The organism is Halorubrum sp. Hd13 (assembly GCF_002252755.1).
Taxonomy (GTDB): domain Archaea; phylum Halobacteriota; class Halobacteria; order Halobacteriales; family Haloferacaceae; genus Halorubrum.
The window spans coordinates 1-18,045 of sequence record NZ_NHOY01000098.1 but is presented as its reverse complement, the minus strand read 5'-3'; the positions used below and the strand labels follow the sequence as shown (position 1 = coordinate 18,045).

Annotated in this window: 22 protein-coding genes and 1 tRNA gene; 14 read left to right on the top strand and 9 right to left on the bottom strand. The window is 66.7% G+C overall.

Features of this window, described 5'->3' with window-relative positions:
• Positions 1–200 precede the first annotated feature (200 nt).
• The 7 genes from DJ81_RS12880 (at position 201) to ftsY (ending at position 4,556) form a co-directional block, all read left to right on the top strand.
• A complete protein-coding gene (locus tag DJ81_RS12880; RefSeq protein ID WP_094590042.1) occupies positions 201–1,319 on the top strand; it encodes a M20 family metallopeptidase in 1,119 nt (372 codons plus the stop codon).
• A gap of 72 nt (positions 1,320–1,391) precedes the next feature.
• Complete coding sequence (locus DJ81_RS12875; protein WP_094523818.1) at positions 1,392–1,544, top strand: 50S ribosomal protein L39e; 153 nt, start codon at positions 1,392–1,394, stop codon at positions 1,542–1,544.
• Complete coding sequence (locus DJ81_RS12870) at positions 1,545–1,823, top strand: 50S ribosomal protein L31e (protein WP_094523819.1); 279 nt, start codon at positions 1,545–1,547, stop codon at positions 1,821–1,823.
• Between the two features lies 1 nt (position 1,824).
• Positions 1,825–2,490, top strand: coding sequence for a translation initiation factor IF-6 (locus tag DJ81_RS12865; protein WP_094523820.1), 666 nt, complete (start codon positions 1,825–1,827; stop codon positions 2,488–2,490).
• 319 nt (positions 2,491–2,809) lie between these two features.
• Positions 2,810–2,986 (top strand): 50S ribosomal protein L18Ae, encoded by a 177-nt coding sequence (rpl18a, locus tag DJ81_RS12860; RefSeq protein ID WP_094523821.1) that lies wholly within the window; start codon positions 2,810–2,812, stop codon positions 2,984–2,986.
• Positions 2,986–3,441 (top strand): prefoldin subunit alpha, encoded by a 456-nt coding sequence (gene pfdA / locus DJ81_RS12855; RefSeq protein ID WP_094523822.1) that lies wholly within the window; start codon positions 2,986–2,988, stop codon positions 3,439–3,441. Before rpl18a ends, pfdA begins: the two co-directional genes overlap by 1 nt.
• Before the next feature lie 8 nt (positions 3,442–3,449).
• Positions 3,450–4,556, top strand: a complete 1,107-nt coding sequence (gene ftsY, locus DJ81_RS12850; protein ID WP_094590040.1) for a signal recognition particle-docking protein FtsY — start codon at positions 3,450–3,452, stop codon at positions 4,554–4,556.
• Positions 4,557–4,642: 86 nt separating this feature from the next.
• On the opposite strand, the gene DJ81_RS12845 is transcribed toward ftsY, so the two are convergent.
• Positions 4,643–6,259: a long-chain-fatty-acid--CoA ligase gene (locus DJ81_RS12845; protein ID WP_094590038.1), complete on the bottom strand. Its 1,617-nt coding sequence runs from the start codon at positions 6,257–6,259 to the stop codon at positions 4,643–4,645.
• A gap of 152 nt (positions 6,260–6,411) precedes the next feature.
• On the opposite strand from DJ81_RS12845, the gene DJ81_RS12840 reads away from it, so the two are divergent.
• Entirely contained in the window at positions 6,412–6,621 is a 210-nt protein-coding gene (locus DJ81_RS12840) for a hypothetical protein (RefSeq protein ID WP_094590036.1), read from the top strand.
• Between the two features lie 128 nt (positions 6,622–6,749).
• Positions 6,750–6,824 (top strand) — tRNA-Met (locus DJ81_RS12835).
• 90 nt (positions 6,825–6,914) lie between these two features.
• On the opposite strand, the gene DJ81_RS12830 is transcribed toward DJ81_RS12835, so the two are convergent.
• The 4 genes from DJ81_RS12830 to DJ81_RS12820 all read right to left on the bottom strand — a co-directional run bounded on the left by DJ81_RS12830 (position 6,915) and on the right by DJ81_RS12820 (position 9,108).
• Positions 6,915–7,430, bottom strand: coding sequence for a hypothetical protein (locus DJ81_RS12830; protein ID WP_141212589.1), 516 nt, complete (start codon positions 7,428–7,430; stop codon positions 6,915–6,917).
• A gap of 33 nt (positions 7,431–7,463) precedes the next feature.
• Positions 7,464–7,700 carry a hypothetical protein gene (locus DJ81_RS12825; protein ID WP_094590033.1) on the bottom strand — a complete coding sequence of 79 codons (237 nt, stop codon included), beginning with the start codon at positions 7,698–7,700 and terminating at the stop codon, positions 7,464–7,466.
• A 117-nt stretch (positions 7,701–7,817) separates the two neighbouring features.
• The gene (locus tag DJ81_RS19300) at positions 7,818–7,967 is read right to left on the bottom strand and encodes a hypothetical protein (RefSeq protein WP_170938324.1); all 150 of its coding nucleotides are present in this window, start codon (positions 7,965–7,967) and stop codon (positions 7,818–7,820) included.
• 562 nt (positions 7,968–8,529) lie between these two features.
• Positions 8,530–9,108: a hypothetical protein gene (locus DJ81_RS12820; RefSeq protein ID WP_212589842.1), complete on the bottom strand. Its 579-nt coding sequence runs from the start codon at positions 9,106–9,108 to the stop codon at positions 8,530–8,532.
• Positions 9,109–9,787: 679 nt separating this feature from the next.
• Between DJ81_RS12820 and DJ81_RS18850 the strand changes: the two genes are divergently transcribed.
• From DJ81_RS18850 to DJ81_RS12810, 4 genes are all read left to right on the top strand, one after another.
• Complete coding sequence (locus DJ81_RS18850) at positions 9,788–10,402, top strand: hypothetical protein (protein WP_141212588.1); 615 nt, start codon at positions 9,788–9,790, stop codon at positions 10,400–10,402.
• Between the two features lie 343 nt (positions 10,403–10,745).
• The gene (locus tag DJ81_RS19295) at positions 10,746–10,922 is read left to right on the top strand and encodes a hypothetical protein (RefSeq protein ID WP_170938323.1); all 177 of its coding nucleotides are present in this window, start codon (positions 10,746–10,748) and stop codon (positions 10,920–10,922) included.
• Between the two features lie 75 nt (positions 10,923–10,997).
• Positions 10,998–11,609, top strand: a complete 612-nt coding sequence (locus DJ81_RS12815; protein ID WP_094523829.1) for a translation initiation factor IF-2 subunit beta — start codon at positions 10,998–11,000, stop codon at positions 11,607–11,609.
• Between the two features lie 103 nt (positions 11,610–11,712).
• Complete coding sequence (locus DJ81_RS12810; protein WP_094590031.1) at positions 11,713–12,888, top strand: Xaa-Pro peptidase family protein; 1,176 nt, start codon at positions 11,713–11,715, stop codon at positions 12,886–12,888.
• Between the two features lie 41 nt (positions 12,889–12,929).
• On the opposite strand, the gene DJ81_RS19290 is transcribed toward DJ81_RS12810, so the two are convergent.
• From DJ81_RS19290 to DJ81_RS12800, 3 genes are all read right to left on the bottom strand, one after another.
• Positions 12,930–13,082 carry a hypothetical protein gene (locus DJ81_RS19290; RefSeq protein ID WP_170938322.1) on the bottom strand — a complete coding sequence of 51 codons (153 nt, stop codon included), beginning with the start codon at positions 13,080–13,082 and terminating at the stop codon, positions 12,930–12,932.
• Between the two features lie 123 nt (positions 13,083–13,205).
• On the bottom strand, positions 13,206–15,572 hold the full coding sequence (locus DJ81_RS12805) for an ATP-dependent DNA helicase (RefSeq protein WP_094590029.1): 2,367 nt from the start codon (positions 15,570–15,572) through the stop codon (positions 13,206–13,208).
• Positions 15,573–15,681: 109 nt separating this feature from the next.
• Positions 15,682–16,338: an HAD family hydrolase gene (locus DJ81_RS12800; protein ID WP_094527204.1), complete on the bottom strand. Its 657-nt coding sequence runs from the start codon at positions 16,336–16,338 to the stop codon at positions 15,682–15,684.
• 94 nt (positions 16,339–16,432) lie between these two features.
• Here DJ81_RS12800 and DJ81_RS12795 point away from each other — a divergent pair, with 94 nt between their 5' ends.
• Entirely contained in the window at positions 16,433–16,882 is a 450-nt protein-coding gene (locus tag DJ81_RS12795) for a TIGR00725 family protein (RefSeq protein WP_094523832.1), read from the top strand.
• Positions 16,883–16,893: 11 nt separating this feature from the next.
• On the opposite strand, the gene DJ81_RS12790 is transcribed toward DJ81_RS12795, so the two are convergent.
• On the bottom strand, positions 16,894–17,970 hold the full coding sequence (locus DJ81_RS12790; protein WP_094590027.1) for a HAMP domain-containing sensor histidine kinase: 1,077 nt from the start codon (positions 17,968–17,970) through the stop codon (positions 16,894–16,896).
• Between the last annotated feature and the right edge of the window lie 75 nt (positions 17,971–18,045).

Below are 18,045 nucleotides of genomic sequence, written 5' to 3'. Positions count from 1 at the left end.
TGAGTCCCGTCCCGCACCGCGACCGCGGCCTCACCCCTCCCCAGCCTCGTCGGCCACTCTCCGCTTCGCTCCGAGCGCCCGACTCCCTCGCGCGCTCGGCTCGCGGCCGCTGGCCGCTCACCGGCACGCGCCACCGCAATCCGGTTATAAGTAAACTCGCCAGACTCAGTCTTTAAATCGCCGACTGCCGACCCGATCGTATGAACGAACTCGCGGATCTGACGGAGGAACTGGTGGCGATCCCATCCCACGAGGACGAGACCGCCGCCGGCGACGCCATCGAGGAGTGGCTCCGCGCGGAGACCGACGCGCGGGTCGAGCGCGACGCGGTCGGCAACGTGATCGCTCGGAAGGGCGCGACGGAGGACCCCGACGCCGACACCCTCGCGCTGGTCGGCCACCACGACGTGGTCCCGCCGGCCGAGCGCCAGACGACCGGCGACGGGAAGGCCGGCGAGTACGTCGTCGAGCGCCGCGACGACCGGATATTCGGCCGGGGGGCGGCCGACATGAAGGGCGCGGTGGCGGCCTGCATGCTCGCGTTCCGCGACGCCGAGCCGCCGGCGGGCCGCGAGCTCGCGGTCGCCTCGTTCGTCGGCGAGGAGGTCGGCGGGACCGGCGCGCGCCACGCGATCGACGAGGGGTTCGCTCCCGACCGCGCGGTCGTCGCCGAGGGGTCGACGGACTACTCGAAGCCGGGCGTCACCGACGTCGCGGTCGCGCACAAGGGCCGGCGCGCGTCGACGCTGGTCGCGCGGGGGACCGCGGCCCACGCCTCCGAGCCCGAGCGCGGCGAGAACGCGATCTACCGCGCCAGCGACGCGATCGACGTCGTCCGCGACCTCGACGCCCCGGCGGCGACTGTCTTCGGCGAGGCCGTCACGGGGTCGCTCGCGGTCACGATCGTCGAGGGCGGCGAGACGTGGAACGTGATCCCGGAGCGCTGCGAGGTGACGATCGACGAGCGCACCGTCCCCGGCGACCGCGCCGACCTCGCCCGCGCCGCCGAGGCGGTCGCGGGCGTCGAGTTGACCGTCGAGCAGGACCTCCCGCCGATGGCCTGCGGCGACGACGCCTTCGCCGAGGCCGCGCTCGCGGTCGCCCGCGAGGTCCACGACGGACTGGGGCTCGACGCGCCCGAACACGTCGTCAAGCCGCACGCGACCGACGCGGGGTGGCTCGCCGGGGCCGGGACCGACTGCCTCGTCTGCGGCGCCTCCGAGCCGGGCGAGGCGCACACCGACACGGAGAGCGTCGGGATCGACGTCCTCGACCGGTGTTATCGCATTTACGAAGGAGTCGCCGAACGGCCGTTCTGAGCGGTCACTCGGCACGCCGTGCGACGCGGTATGGAAGGGGTTTTATGCGCCCCGCGGAAACTGTGGGCTACTATGGGAAATAAATCGAAGGCTCAAAAGAAGCGTCTGGCGAAGGCGGAACGCCAGAACACCCGCGTCCCGGCGTGGGTCATGATGAAGACGGACATGAACGTGACGCGAAACCCCAAGCGGCGCAACTGGCGCCGGAACGACCTGGACGAATAAATGAGCACCAGCGACTTCGAGGAGCGCGTCGTCACCGTGCCGCTCCGCGACGCCAACGACAAGCCGGTACAGGAACGCGCCGACTTCGCGATGCGGATCATTCGCGAGCACCTCGCGCAGCACTTCTCCGTCGACGAGGCGGACGTCGTCATCGACACCTCGGTCAACGAGGCGGTCTGGGCGAACGGGCGCCAGAACCCGCCGAGCAAGGTCCGCGTCCGCGCGGCCAGGTTCGTCGAGGACGGCGAGCCCGTCGTCGAAGCCGAGTACGCCGAGTAACGTGTTACGGGCGACTTTCACCGGCTCGTCGTACGTGGGCGTGTTCGCCCGCGCGATCGACGACCTCCTGTTGGTCCGGCCGGACGTCGACGAGGAGCTCGCCGAGTCTCTCGGCGAGGAGCTGGGCGCCGAGCCCCTCCTCACGACGGTCGGCGGCGCCAACACCGTCGGCTCCCTCGCGACGGGCAACGAGAACGGCGTTCTCGTCTCCGCGCGGGCGACCGAACGGGAGCAGTCGCGGATCGCCGAGGCCGCCGACCGCGAGGTGGGCGAGCTTCCCGGCGAGATCAACGCGGCCGGCAACGTCGTCCTCGCGAACGACTACGGCGCCTACGTCCACCCGGACCTCCCGCGCGAAACGATCGTGACGATCAGAGAGACCCTCGGCGTCCCCGTGTCCCGCGGCGACCTCGGCGACGTTCGCACCGTCGGGACGGCGGCGGTCGCCAACAACGCCGGCGTGCTCTGTCATCCCAAGTCGACCGAATCGGAGCTGCGAGACGTCGAGGAGGCGCTCGACGTCCGGGCCGATCTCGGCACGGTCAACTACGGCGCGCCGCTGGTCGGCTCCGGGCTCGTCGCCACCGACGAGGGATACGTCGTCGGCGATGACACCACCGGCCCCGAACTGGGTCGGATCGAAGAGACGCTCGGCTTCATCGACTGACGCCCGCGTCGCCGACGGCCGCTGTTCATCGCGGTTCGGTCGACCCTCTCTCCCCCGACTCGCTTCTCCCGCTGTGTTACCGACTGCAGGCGAGCCGTGGGCGAGACGCTCGCGCTCGTCGCGCTCGTCGCCGTCCACGCGCTCGCAGTGTCGTACCGGCCGGCCGGACCTGACCGGGTAGCCGGCCCGGAGACGGCTCGATCCGTCGAGGATACCACCGGAATTCGGGCCCGTCGCCCCGAACGAAGCCGGTCCCGCTTCGGTGCCGGTCTCTCGCCTTTTAGGAAGATACTTCCCTGTCCCTGCCGGATCGGAGAACATGAGTACCTACACGGTGAGTGGACGGTTCCAGAGTCGAGGCGACTTCCAGCCGTTCACGAAGGAGGTCGAGGCAGAGAACGAGGACCTCGCCCGCGAGCGCATCTACACCACGGTCGGGAGCCAGCACAACCGGAAGCGCACCCAGATCGAGATCGAGGAGGTGTCCGCGGCATGATGGGCGGCGGACAACAGCAGCTCCAGCAGCTCTCCCAGGAGCTGCAGGCGCTCGACGAGGAGATCGAGGCCCTCGAAGCGGAGATCGCCGACTACCGCGAGGAGCAGTCCGACATCGACGACGCGGTCGAGGCGATCGAGACCCTCGACACGGGATCGACGGTGCAGGTCCCGCTCGGCGGCGGCGCCTACGTCCGCGCCGAGGTCCAGGACATCGACGAGATCATCGTCTCGCTCGGCGGCAACTACTCCGCGGAGCAGAGCGAAGGCGACGCCATCGACGTGCTTCGGCGCAAGCAGGAGGCGCTCAACGACCGCATTGAGGAGACGCAAGAGGAGGTCGACGAGCTCGAGTCCGAGAGCCAAGAGCTCGAACAGCAGGCCCAGCAGATGCAACAGCAGATGCAGCAGCAGCAGATGCAGCAGATGGGGCAGGGCCAGGGCGACGAGGAGTAAGGTAGACCGTGTTCGACGGACTGAAGGACAAGCTCTCGGGGTTCCGAGAGGACGTCGAGGAGAGCACTGACGTCGAGGCGGACCCCGCCGAGGGCGACGAGGCGACCCCCGACGAGACGACCGCGAGCGACGCCGTCGACGCGGACGGTGACGCGGAGGCGGTCGCGGCCGAAACGGGGGCCGAGGTCGAGGCGAAGTCCGACGATAGCGACGCGGACGACGACGAGCCGAGCACCTTCCAGCGCGCGAAGGCGTTCGCCACCGGTCGGATCATCATCGAGGAGGAGGACCTCGAAGAGCCGCTGTGGAACCTCGAGATGGCCCTCCTCGAGAGCGACGTGGAGATGAGCGTCGCCGAGCGGATCCTCGACACCGTCCGCGAGAAGATGCTCGGCGAGTCGCGCAAGCAGGTCGAGACGACCGGCGAGCTGGTCGAGTCGGCGCTCCACGACGCGCTGCTCGACGTGATCGCGGTCGGCCAGTTCGACTTCGAGGAGCGGATCGCGGCGGCCGAGAAGCCGGTCACCATCGTCTTCACCGGCGTCAACGGCGTCGGGAAGACGACGAGCATCGCGAAGCTCTCCGAGTGGCTCGCCGACCGCGGCTACTCGTCGGTGCTGGCGAACGGCGACACCTACCGGGCGGGCGCCAACGAGCAGATCGCGGAGCACGCCGACCGGCTCGGTCGAGAGCTGATCTCCCACGACCAGGGCGGCGACCCCGCCGCCGTCATCTACGACGGCGTCGAGTACGCCGCGGCCAACGACGTCGACGTCGTGCTCGGCGACACGGCCGGTCGGCTTCACACCAGCGACGATCTGATGGCGCAGCTGGAGAAGATCGACCGCGTCGTCGACCCGGACATGACGCTGTTCGTCGACGAGGCGGTCGCGGGACAGGACGCCGTGAACCGCGCGAAGGAGTTCGACGACGCCGCCGAGATCGACGGGGCCATCCTGACGAAGGCCGACGCCGACTCCTCCGGCGGCGCCGCGATCTCGGTGGCGTACGTCACCGGGAAGCCGATCCTCTTCCTGGGGACCGGACAGGGGTACGACGACCTCACGCTGTTCGAGCCCGAGGAGCTCGTCGAGAGCCTGCTCGACGAGGAGTAGGGCCGGACCGGGTCAGTTGGTTCGGTGACCGCGGGTCAGTCGGCTCGGTGACCGCCGAGTCTGCGGTCGTGCGACCCTCCCTCCGACTACCCTTCCCCGACCATCCGCTCTTCTTCGTCCCACTCGCGCTGGCGGAGCTCGTACTTCTGTATCTTCCCCGTCGCCGTCGTCGGGAGCTCAGCGACGAACTCCACCTCGCCCGGCGTCTTGTAGTCGGCGACGCGCTCGCGGACGAACGACTTCAGCTCCTCCGTCGTCGCGCCCGCGTCATCGGGGTCGCCGCCCTCGGGGACGACGAACGCCTTCGGGGTCTCGCCCCACCGCTCGTCCGGCGCGGGGATGACCGCCACGTCGGAGACGACCGCGTGCTCGAAGAGGGTGTCCTCTAACTCGATCGAGGAGATGTTCTCGCCGCCGGAGATGATGATGTCCTTCTTGCGGTCCTGGATCGAGACGAAGCCGTCCTCGTCGACGACGGCCAGATCGCCCATGTGGTAGTACCCCCCCAGCCGCTCCGAGAACGCCTGCTCGGTGGCCTCGGGCTTGTTCCAGTACCGGTCCATCACCTGGTTGCCGCGGACGACGATCTCGCCGATGGTCTCGCCGTCGGCGGGCACGTCCTCGCCGTCCTCGTCGACGACGCGCACGTCGGTGCCGAGATAGCCGATCCCCTGGGTCTTCTTCACCGCGAAGCGGTCGGGCGAGCCCGCCTCGAAGTGCCGCTTCGCGTCCGAGGTGGTGATGAGGGGGCCGGTCTCGGTCGCGCCGTACACGTGTTTGAGCTCCCAGCCGAACTCCTCCTCGACGGTGCGGATCGTCGCCTCCGGCGGCGCCGCGCCGGCGGTCGCGGCGCGCACGTCGCTGTCGCCGGTCGTCGCCCCGCCGTGTTCGGCGTAGTGGTCGCCCAGCATGTTGAGCACGGTCGGCGCCGCACAGAAGTACGAAACGTCCTCCTCGCGGATCCGGTCGAACACCGCGGCGACGTCGACGCCGCGGGTGCAGACGTGCCGGGCGCCCATTCCGGTGATCGCGTAGATGTGGCCCCACCCGTTGACGTGGAACATCGGGAGCGTCCAGAGGTAGACGTCGTCGTCGGTGATCTCCTGGTGGATCGCGATCAGGTAGGCGTGGAGGGTCTCGGCGCGGTGCGTGCGGCAGACGCCCTTCGGGTCGCCGGTCGTCCCCGAGGTGTAGTTGATCGTGATCACCTCGTCCTCGTCCATCTCCGGGCGCTCGTAGGCGTCGGGGTCGGCGTCCGCGAGCGCCCCGTCGAACGACTCCCAGTCGCCCGCGACCGCGTCGGCGTCGTTCGTGAGGAACGTCTCCGTCGGCACCTCGTCGCGGACCGCCTCGATCCGGTCGGCGTACTCGGCGTCGGCGTAGATCGCGTCGACGCCCGCGTCGGAGAGCATGTACGCGAAGTCGTCGGGCATGAGCCGGTAGTTCAGCGGGGTGTGGACCGCGCCGACCTGCATCGCGCCGTACGCCGCTTCGAGGTGGTAGTGCGTGTTCGGGTCCAACACCGCGACGCGGTCGCCCTTCTCGATCCCGCGCGCCCGGAGGGCGGCCGAGAACCGGTCCGCGCGCTCGCCGAGCTCGGCGTAGGTGTACCGCGTGCCGTCGGTGGCGAGCACGGCCTCCTCGTCCGCGTAGTGCCGGCGCGCCCGATCCAGAAAGTCCGTCGTCAGTAGCGGTTTTCGCATCGATTTATCACTATTTTTGATTGATAAAAGCGTTTGCGGCCGGCGCAAGGCGGCCGCCTCGCCGTCGCCGCCGGATCTCACTGGCATCGTCGCGAGGTTCCCGCCGTCGCGGTGCCGCGAGGTTTTCCCCGTCTCGGAGCGTTCACGGGCGTATGAGCGACGGATCCGGTCGGTCGACGTTCACCGAGGGGTACGCGGTCCCCATCACCGGGCTCCTGTCGCTGTTCTTCGCGCTCATGGCGGGGCTGACCGCGGGCCGGGCGCTCTCCGGCGACCCCGCCGATGCGGTCCTCCCGGTCGCGTTCGCGCTCGGCGCGATCCTCGCGCTGCGGTTCCGGCAGAAACACGCCGGGTCGGAGTGAGTCGACCGAGTGATGCCCCGACTGCGCCGGCGATCCCGCCGCCGTCCGTATATAAACCGTGCGTGGTCGAATCGCACACGGGCGACGGGATCAGAACCCTTAACAGTCGCAACGGGTTTTGATACGATAGCGGGATGGGATAGCCAGGAGATTCCGCCGGGCTCATAACCCGGAGATCGGTAGTTCAAATCTACCTCCCGCTACTGTTCGTTTGCGGCCGCAGTCTCCTGGTCGTTTTCGATGACTCTTGAGCGGTACACTCGTCGACTCCGCACGTCGAAGGGACCGCGCGGTCAGGACTGCCCGTCACACGTGACCGAGACGGATCGGTCTCCCTCGTCGCCGGATATCTCGGCGCTGACCGCGCCCCCGTCGATTCCGAGTCCCACCGAGAGGGTGCCGTCCTCGAAGGAGCGCTCGCAGTCCAGTTCCGCGACGACTTCTCCCGACTCGCCCGGTGACACGTCCGCAGGCGTCGAGTTCACCGTGACGTCGAGGCCGTCGGGCGCGTCGACATCGACCGACGTGACGCCGATCGGCGCGTCGAGGCGGTTCGTGACGGTCACCAGCGCGACCGTCTCCGTCCGCTCGTCGGCGTCGCTGGCGTTCGTCGCGTTCGCGCTCTCGTTGAACGCGATCCGGACCTCGGCGGGCGAATCGTAGCCCACGTACCCGCGCGCGTCGTCGACCTCGTCGGCCGCGATGTCCCTGTCGGCCGTCGCCGACGCGAATCCGCCCGTTCCGACGACGGAACACACGAGCGCGGCGAGTATCAAACAGAGCCCGACCGTTCGAAGTGCGTTTACCATCGTGTTTGAGAGAAATCTGAGACCATCGTTCGGCTACTCGTCGAGCTGGACGTTCGAACCGATCTCGTTTCGTCGAGTGTGGACCGTGTGGACGACGGCGGAGAGCCCGAACACGACCGTGGCGATAGTGCCGAACGCCACCGTCGAGAGCTCGGTAAACGGGTAGAGCCCGACCCCGGCGAGGGCGACGATGCCGCCGAGGATCGCCGTGAGGCCGAGGTAGTGGAAACACCACGGAATGTCGTTTTCGGGCACGTACTCCAGGTGCATTCATACCTCGGTGACCGCGTCGCCGAGCTCGATCGTGCCGCGGCTCCGGTCGTACTCGATCAGGTCGCAGTCGTCCAGCTTCGGCAGGTGCGTCTGGCGCAGCGAGGAGTAGACCCGCTACCGCTGTTTGTAGTCCACGTTCGCGACCGTCGTGTCGTTCTCGCGGGCCGCGACGTACTCGACGAGGTCGCTGAGGTCGATCTCGTCGCCGGGTTCGTGTCGGTTGAGCAGTTCGATCGCGTACCGACGCCGCGCGTTGCTGAGCACGTCGAAGACCGCTTCGCGATCGATATCGCTGGTGCGCTGCGTTCGGTTCGGTAACCGCCGAACGGCTATGCTACCCGAGCCGTCAGTCCGCTCCTTTTGTGGCTTAGAACTCACGTCGCGTTCCCCCTCGTTGGATCGCCGACTCTCGGTAGATCGGCCGGTGACCGCAACCGAGGAGCGACAGAATCTCCGTCGCCGTCCCGAGGTTCGGCCGAACCATCTGTCGTGTCAATCATACTGTATGTATATAGTTATAGCATCCGTTGAGTCACAAAGCGAATCATTACTCTCACGGCGGCTAGCGGGTCAGAGATGTAGAAGCGGATTGTTGACGGATATCATATACTTATTCACGGCTCCCGGGTAGTCGATTCGGCCCGGAACGGTCGCTGAGGGTACCATACTGTAATCTAACGGTCAGTAACCGATCGAATCCGATAGAAATCTCGACACGTCTTCGCCGTTAACCGTCCGTATCGACGAGAGCGGGCGACGATCCGAAATCGAAGTGAAACCTGCGGCCGTCGAGTCGGGCGCCGGCGAACGCGCCGGTGATCCGGATTCATCCGTCGGTGTTAACGGCCTCGGCGTAGACGCTGACCGTATTCGGCTCATCCGTGTCTGTCCGGCGGGAATCTTCTTCGCGACCGACGAATTCGAAGTGCACGAACAGTTCGTCTCCCGGACTGAGAACGGCGCCGTCGTTGCTGACATCGCCGGTGAACTCGCCGGCGCCCATTCTGTCGTTGGTCGTTCCGAGCCGCTCGTACGTGTAGTACGCTCGCGGGAAGTTCGTGTCCCAGTCGACTGCGTTGTAGTACTCCGAGAGGGTGACCGCGATACTGTCTTGTCCCTCATTTCGTATCGCGAAGATATCGGTGAACGTGAAGTTCGCGTCCTCGGGGAGTCCGGATGCGTTCTGAGCATCGAAACTGCCGTCGAACGCAAGTCGGAGCATGTTATCGCTGTACCCCGCGTACGCACTCGTAGGTATGAGAGTGAGGAAGGCCGAGTTGTCACCGACCGTTTGAACACTTATCCCTCGATCGGCCCGTGCGATATTGAACGCGTTGCCGCCGAATACTGTCATTCCACCGACGGCAGCCGATCCCATTCCGATCAGTATTTTCCGCCGTTGCATATGTGAATCACCTTCGCGCTCGTTGCCGGCATCCGTTTCAGTCCACCCAAACTGAATCCCTCGTCTATGCCGGTGATAAGCGCTTAGAATATTTGAAGAAGAGAAACAATATTAGTCTGAACAGATTGTTGTGATACCAATCTCGGATTGCTATACATTTGGCTCTCTTCCTTGGTGACAGAATCGGATTATAACTCAATACAGATTTTTTACTACATCTTAATTGATTTATTCGTGTCCAAGAGGTACTCCGTGCAAGTCAACTCGGTCTGAGGCAACCTGACTACGCTATTGGACAACAATCTCGTCTCGTTCGGAACGCCAAAACCAATCATCAGGGCCTCTGTCCAGCAGACAATTCACGGGCAGGATCGAGAGGTCTTTTATAAATTCAATTAGCCCTATAGAAGTGGGCGTCTTTTTGAAACAACGTCAGGTTGCTTCGTCTCACAGTTGGATTAGCGGGAATCAATGAAACGTTCCGGCCCTGGGAGTCAATCCCTGTTACATTTCAACAAATCGTTCCTGTAGCAACAAGAACTTCAGATAAGTATCGGTTCCAGCCGTGGACTATGACGCGTGCTGGGGTGATGTCGGATCAAAATGCGTAGCGAGGACATGTGGAACGCTGCGTAATGCGGACATCCGACGAACCGAGCACAATACAGGTGACAAAATCATGAAACGGCGCAATCTGATGGCCGGATTAGGATCGCTCGCTGCCGGTGGGGCAGCTGCAATGGGAACCGGTGCGTTTAGTTTCCTGCAGACGGACCGGGATATTTCGATCACCGTTGAGAACGACTCCGATGCCTACCTCGGGCTCATAGAAGACAGCCCCTATGCCGCAGAGAACAGTAACGGTGAACTGACTTTTAATTTTGGTGCCAGTGGTAACGGTGGTAGTGGGCTGAATCCCAATTCCGTTACCCTGTTTGACGATGTCGCTATCGTCAGAAATCAAGGCACTAAGGAGGTCGAGCTATCGGTCCCTGACACCACTAGTGACGGATTCTGGTCAACGAATTTCGTCGCATATGTTCAGTCAAACCGAGGAGGTGGTCGCCAGTCCATCTGGCCGAAGGACGGTAGCACGAGTAATTTCGATGACCTACTCAACGACCGCACAAATATTAGCAGCCTCAGCGATCTGATCACTACCGGCCCGGACTCAATCACTGTCAGTCCAGGAAACGGATACTACCTCGGATTTGCGTTTGCTACCAATGAACAGGCCGTCTCTGCAGGGGGTAGCAAGAGTACTGGAATTACGTTCCGTGCTGAAGAAACCTGATCAGATAGAAACATATCGATCATATATCAATTTTCGATTTATACCGGATTTTTTGATGGCGCTTTCGAATTACGTTGGTGACCAGCTAGAGACACCACTTTTTTATCGGTTCCGGGCTCAATAAAAGTTCAATTTTGATTTTAGCTGTTTGGATCTAAAACAGCGAGGGGATAACTCTCGACAGCAGTCATATTTAGATCAGTAACCTCCACTAATACGAGCGTCTACGTGATATCGGATTAATTGAGTTCCGCTTTTACCGTGTTATATCGGTGTTAAAACCTTAGCACAGTAAATAATTATGTGTGATATTAGATCATATTGGGAAATAGGCGAAGATACGATGGCCGACTCAAACGACCGCGTTCAAATCCCACGCGTTCCGACTGAGGCCCTCCGATCGCTTCCGCAGTACCTCCCCGGCACGGCGCCGAACGCCCCGAAGCGGAACGCGATCGTCGTTCTCGTGTACGCCTTCGCGTTCCTTCTCCTCGCCGGACTACTGCAGATACCGTACTAACCGCACCCAGCCGCGGTCGTCTCACACCCTCCCGAACCCGGAAGCGATTTCCGTCGGCCCCGCCTTCCGTCGAGCATGGACTACGAATCGAGCCTCGACCGCGCGATGGAGGAGGTGCCGGATCTGGGCGGCTCCGACGAGCGCCTGTCGGTGCCGGACCCGGAGACGCAGAAGGACGGCGCGTTCACCCGACTGACGAACCTCTCGGCGATCGCCGACGCGCTGAGCCGCGACCCCGAGCACGTCCACTCGAAGATCCAGCAGGAGCTCGGGACCGCCGGCCAGTACGAGTCGGGGCGCGCCCGCTACAGCGGGAACTTCCGCGAGCGCGACTTCCAGGCCGCGATCGACTCGTACATCGAGTCGTACGTCACCTGCTCGGAGTGCGGCCTCCCCGACACCCGGCTGGAGACGGAGAACCGCACGCCGATGCTCCGGTGTGAGGCCTGCGGGGCCTTCCGCCCGGTCGCGAAGCAGAACACCTCGAACACCCAGCGCCAGGAGGAGGCCATCGAGTCGGGCAAGACGTACGAGCTCGAGATCGTCGGCACCGGCCGCAAGGGCGACGGCGTCGCCGAGGTCGGCGAGTACACCGTCTTCGTCCCCGGCGCACAGGAGGGCGAGACCGTCAAAGCGTACATCAAGAACGTCTCCGGCAACCTCGCGTTCGCCCGCCGCGAGAGCTGATCGGCCCGCCGCACCCGGTCCAAGCCGGACCGAGCCGCTCGTTTTGTCGTCCGACTCGTTCCGCTACCCGACCGTTTATCCGCCCGTTCGCGGATCGTGAGACATGGCGACACGACTCCCCGACGCCGCGTTCGACGACCGGCTCGCGGCGGTCCGCGACCGGCTCGCGGCGACCGACGCCGACGCCGCGACGTGGTTCGGCGCGACCGCGATCGAGTACCTCACCGGCTTCCACCACATCCAGACCGAGCGCCCGGTCGTCCTCGCGGTGACGGCCGACCGGGTCGAGATCACGGTCCCGCGGCTGGAGGTCGAGCGCGTCGAGCCGAACCCCCGGATCGACGCGGTGCACCACTACTTCGACTACCCCTGCGGCGACCCGATCCGCGTCGCCGTCGACGCGCTCGACGGGCTCGACGCCGACCGCGTGGCGACCGACGCCGACGGCGCGCCGGGCGTGATGGGGTACGAGGGCCCCGCGCTCTCCGAGTTCGTCGACGTCGAGACGCAGTCGTGGGTCGACCGCATGCGCTGGGAGAAGTCGGACGCCGAGGTCGACCTGATCCGCGAGTCGGCCAAGTGGGCGAACCTCGGCCACCGCTACCTCGCCGACTTTACCGAGCCGGGCGCGCACCCGGCGACGGTCTCGCAGCGCGCCTCGACGGAGGCCTCGCGGGCGATGCTCGACGCGCTCGGCGAGACGTACAGCGTCCGGGTGCGCGGCGGCGGTCCCGTCCACGCCGGCTACATCTCGGGTCGCGAGACCGCGCTGCCCCACGGCCACACCCCGAACGAGCGGCTCGCCGAGGGCGACGTCCTCGTCACGGGCGCGACCGCGAACGTCGACGGCTACCGCTCCGAGCTGGAGCGGACGATGTTCGTGGGCGACTACTCCGACGAGCAGGCGCACTACTTCGAGCTCATGCTGGAGGCGCAGACCCTCGCGATCGACGCGCTCGGCCCGGGGGTCCCGGTGGCCGAGGTGGACGAGGTCGTCTGGGAGTACTTCGAGGAGCAGGGCGTGACCGACCTCGCGCGACATCACGTCGGTCACAACATCGGGCTCGGCGCCCACGAGCCGCCGTACATCGACCGCGGCTGGGGCGAGCGCTACGACGGCGACGACGCCGTGATGGCCCCCGGACAGGTGTACACGATAGAGCCCGGACTCTACACCGACGAGTACGGCTACCGCCACTCGGACACCGTCGCGATAACCGAGTCTGGCACCGAGACGCTGACGCACTTCCCGCGCGACATCGACGCGAACGTCGTGTGAGCTACTTGACCCGCGCGACATCGACGCGAACGTCGTGTGAGCTACTTGACCCGCCCGACGACGATCCGGTGACCGGTCTCTTTGGTGTGCTTCCGCTCGAGGTCGGTGGCCTCGTCGCCGTCCTCGTACAGGCGCTCGACCGAACACTCCCGGCAGACGACGTGGTACTTCGGCTTTTGCGTTGCGGAACTCATAGGACCCGCCATGGGCTGTCGTGACCTAGTTAAACGCATCGTACCGCGGTTTAAGCAACTGTTATTTGACCGTTTCAGGGCCGCAACGCCGCACATCACCGCAGCTCGCCGCGGCCGTTCGAGTCAGTCGCCGCCGTCGGCTCGCCGCTCGAACCGATCGAGCGCGAGGCCGAGCATGTCCGGGCTCACGGGCTGGTACTCCTCCCGCTCGTGTTCCGGGAGGTACTCCCGCACGCTGTTCCACGACTCGCGGGCGTACCGGGCGTCGAGCAGGACGCGCACCCCGCGCTCGTCCGGCCCGCGGATGACCCGACCGACCGCCTGTCGGGCCTTCCGCACGGCCGGCACCGTGAGCGCCGTCTCGAACCCGGAGTCGAAGCGGCGGTCGTAGGCGGTGATCACGGCTCTGGTCCGCGGCCGGGACGTGTTGATGATCGGGACCCCGCAGACCACGGCGGCCGACAGGCGGTCCCCGCGGTAGTCGACGCCCTCGGTGAGCGTGCCGCGGAGGCTCGTCACGAGCACCTTCCCCTCGCCCGCGAAGAAGTCGTCTTTCAGCGACTCCGTGGCGCGGTCGCCGGAGGACTCGTCGAGGAGCACCGGTTTGTCCAGCCGCTCCGAGAGCGACTCGGCCATCCACGTCGCCTCCGCGTAGCTCGGCGTGCCGACGAGCACGTTCCCCTCGCGGGCCGCAACCGCCGCCGTCGCGTCCAGGTGCGCGAGCCGGGTGTCGTTCGACTCGCCGGGCGCGCCGCGGTTCTGGTGGGTGAACTTCGGCGCGTCGACGGCGAGGCTCGCGCGGTTCGCCTCGGGGAACGAGAGCCCGTACGTCCGCTCGACGACCGGTCGGCCCTGCGATTCGAGGTGATCGAGCCCGGTCACCTCGCGGAACACGTCCATCGGCTCCAGCGTCGCGCTCATGAGGACGCCGCCGCCGAACTCGGCGAGCCGGTCGCCGATCGGCTCGCTCGGCAGGCAGTTGTACAGCGCGAGGCTCGCGTTGTAGGCGCGCCGCCACGAGTCCGGCGGCGCGGTCTCGTCCCACGTCCGTTCCAGATCGATCGCCCGGAAGAACTCCTCGTGGCCCTCGCGATACCAGGCGTTGAGGGTGCGCCCGACGCCGGGCGCCGCCCGCTTTTTGTCCTCCTCCTCCAGCGAGTCGAGAACGCGCTTGACGACCGCACCGACCTGGTGAGCGCGCGCCCAGACGCGGTCGCCGTACCCCTCGCGTTCCGCCCACGCCGTGATCTCGTCTCTCGCCGGCTCCTCGGGGTCGCGGAGCGCGATCTCGTCGTCGTCGAGCTCGCGCATCGACGCCCGCCAGTCGGGGCGCTCGCGGTCGAGTCGCTCCGTGACCCGGCGGTCGAACTCGCCGCGGAGGTCGGCGTAGAACTCGCGGACGGACTCGATCTCCTCGACGGTCACGTCCGCGTCGGCCAGCTCGCCCCGCACGAGCGCCGCGTCGTCCGACTCGGCGCCGGCCGTCTCGAAGGAGAGCGGCTGGACCACGCGGGTGAGCTCGTTCTCGGCGTCGCGGAGGCTGGCGTCGGCGACGGCGTCGCTCACGAGATCGCGGACGCGCGGTTCGAGCATGTGCGCCTCGTCGCAGACGACGAACGTCGCGTCGTCGAGCAGTGCGCCCGTGAACGTCCCGGTCGTCACCGGGTCGAACGCGTGGTAGTAGTTCCCTATCACGACCTCGACCTCGGGGACGAGCGCCCCCATGATCGAGTGGGGACAGGAGCCGTGACCCGCGGCGAGCCGGACCAGTTCGTCGCTGTCGACGTGACCGATGTCGGTCACGTCGAACGGGACCGCTTCCGCGGGGTCACCGTCCTCCGGGAGGTCGTCGAGGAACCCGGCGTAAAAGGGGCAGAACTCGGTCCCCTCGTACTCCTCGGTGTCCGGGCGGTACGGGGTGGGTTCGCCGTCGACGCTGAGGTAGTCGGCGGCGGCGGAATCGTCACCGTGCGATCCGGTGTCGCTCCCCGAGTCCATCAGCCCGACCTGCTGGCTCCGCGCCTCGCTCACGAGGTTCGACGTCGTGGTCGCGCCGCCGTCGCCGACGAGGTTCCGGGTGCGCTCGCGGAGCCCCTCGCAGCGTTCGTACACGTTCTCGCGGTCGACCCCGCCGCGGTTCTCGCGGGCGTACGGGCAGACGTCGGCCTTGCCGACCAGCGTCAGTCCGGAGACCGGGTCGTACTCGTCCGGGAGGTTCGCGTTGATCGTCCCCAGATCCGTCTCGAACTGGCGGAGCTGCTGTTTGACGCTCGTGAGGACGAAGACGCGCTCGAAGTCGGAGTCGGGGTCGCGGACCCGGTCGAGCCCGGCGGTGAGCGCGAGCATCGTCTTGCCGGTCCCGCACGCGCCCTCTAACGAGAGGAAGCCGCCGTCCTCGGCGGCGTCGACGGCGGCGTCGATCCCGTCGGCCTGCTCCGGATACGGCTCCTCGTGGCCGAAGAGGTCGGACCACGGCGGGGGGTTCGTCACTGTGGCCGCGTAGCTTCCCATCGGAGTTAAACCTTGAGAGAGACGACGGCCGCGGCGGCCGCGGCGGCTACCGACGGGCGGCCGCGGCGGTCCCCCGCCGCCGGCGATCCTACCCGATGATGTCGTGCAGGTCGGAGAGCCGGTCGATCTCCCAGGTCGGCCACACGTTCAGCTCCCAGTCGCGGCGGTGCGGGCGGCGGATGAACGCGGAGTCGATGCCCGCGTTCTCGGCCGCGCGCACGTCGGACTCGTTGTCGCCGACGAACAGGGCGTTGCCCGCATCGAGGTCGCCGAGCGCCTGATCGATGTAGTGGGGGTTCGGCTTGCGGAGCTGGAGCGAGTGGATCGTGGGCTCGCGGCCATACGCGGCGCCGAACCGCTCGAAGCCGTCGAAGTGGTCGACGAGGAAGTCGACCGTCGCCTGCTGGTTCGAGGAGACGATTCCCATCTCCACGTCGAGGCTCTGCAGCTCGTTGAGGTCGTCGTACGGGGTCTTCCGCCCCGCGCGGGCCTCCTGCTGTTGGGCCTTCGAGACCACGTCGTCGCGAGTCCGCCAGAACGACCCGGGATCGAGGTCGTACGTCTGACAGACGGTCCCCACGCTTCCGGGGGTCGCACCGATGGTCATGCGCTCTACGTCGTCCGGATCGGGCTCCTCGACGCCGCACTCTTCGAACGCGTTCCGGGTCGCATCCCGGAGCACGTCGAAGCGCGTGCGGCCCACGAGGACACCGTCGTTGTCGAACACGACGGTATCGTACGTCATACAGTCCGGAGTCGCTCAGCCCTTAAAAGGGTTTCACCAACGCCGCGACGCGACCGCCGGCTCTTTTATACGCGTCCGCCGCCCGTCCCGGGGTATGCGCGTCAGCGTCATCGGCGGGAGTTCCGTCTCGCCCGAGACGGCGGCGGTCGCCGAAGCGGTGGGGGAACGGCTCGCGGAACGCGACCACACGGTCGTCTGCGGTGGGCTCGGCGGGGTGATGGCGGCGGTGTGTCGCGGCGCCGCGAACGCGGGAGGGGAGACGATCGGGATCCTGCCGACCGCCCGCCGCGCGGACGCGAACCCGCACGTCACGGTCCCGATCGCGACGGGGCTGGGTCACGCCCGCAACGCGCTCGTGGTGCTCAACGGCGACGCCGCGATCGCGATCGACGGCTCGCACGGCACGCTCTCGGAGATCGGACTGGCGCTCGCGCACGGCCGCGCCGTCGCCGGGCTCGACACGCACGAGGTCGCCGGCGTGGAGGACGTCGACACCCCGACCGAGGCGGTCGAGCACGTCGAGAGCGCCGCGGGGCCGAACTGACCGCTCGGCGGTCAACCGCCGCTCTCGACGCCCGTGATCTCGAACCGAGCCCCGCCTCGCGTGCCCTCGGACACGGAGACCTCCCACCCGTGCGCGTTAGCCACCTCCCTGACGATGTTGAGACCGAACCCGGTGCCGCCTTCCGCGGTCGTGTATCCCACCTCGAACACGTCCTCGCACTCGTCCTGGGAGATTCCCCGCCCGTCGTCCTCGACGAAGAACCCCGTCGGCAGGTCGGTCTCGGCGCGCGTCGTCGTGTACATCGGCGAGACGTCTCCGACGAAGACGGTCACGTCGTCGCCCCCGTGGTCGACCGCGTTTCGGAACAGGTTCTCCAACAGCTGTTTCAGTCGGCTCGGATGCGCCAGCAGCCGTCGGTCGCCGTCGACGACGAGCGTCGCGTCGCCGGTGGCGACGTTCGCCCAACACCGCTCGGCGAGGTCCGAGAGCTCGACCGAGTCGAGTTCCCGCGGTCGCTCGCCCTGTTTCGCGAGGGTCAACAGGTCGTCTATCAGCTCGAACGTTCGATCGATCGCGGCCGCCGCGTCGTCGACGTGTTCGACGTCTCCCTCCCTGCGCGCTAACTCGATCCGGCCCTGTGCGACGGTGAGCGGGTTCCGCAGGTCGTGAGACACGCCGCTCGTGAACGCTTCGAGGCGCCGCCGCTGTCGCTCGGCCTCGGCGACCGCGCGAGCGGACGCGACGGCGTTCGAGATGCGGCGGACGAGAACGGGCGTCCGGTCCGACTCGCCGCACGACCGCGCGACGTCGGTGGCGCCGGCCTCGAACGCGTCGCTGACGGCCGCCGCCTCGAGCGCCTCGTCGGGGCAGAACACGATCGGGAGCTCCGGGTGTCGGTCGCGGACGGTTTCGACGAACGGGACCCCGGTCGGGTCGGTGAGTCCGCCCGCGGTCACCAGACAGTCCACGGGCGTGTCCCGGAGGACACGCAGCGCCGCGTCGGTGTCCGCTGTCGGCTCGGCGACGAGCCGATCGTCCGCGCGTTCCAGCGACGTCGCTATCGCCGCCGCTCGCTCCGGCGTCTTCGTAACGAGAACGATCGCGATGCCGTCGCCGGGCGCACCCATTTGGTGTTCGTCTACTGTTGCCGCGCTCGACGTATAACTACCGGGAGGGCCGCCGCGACGGTGTTCAGATAAGGA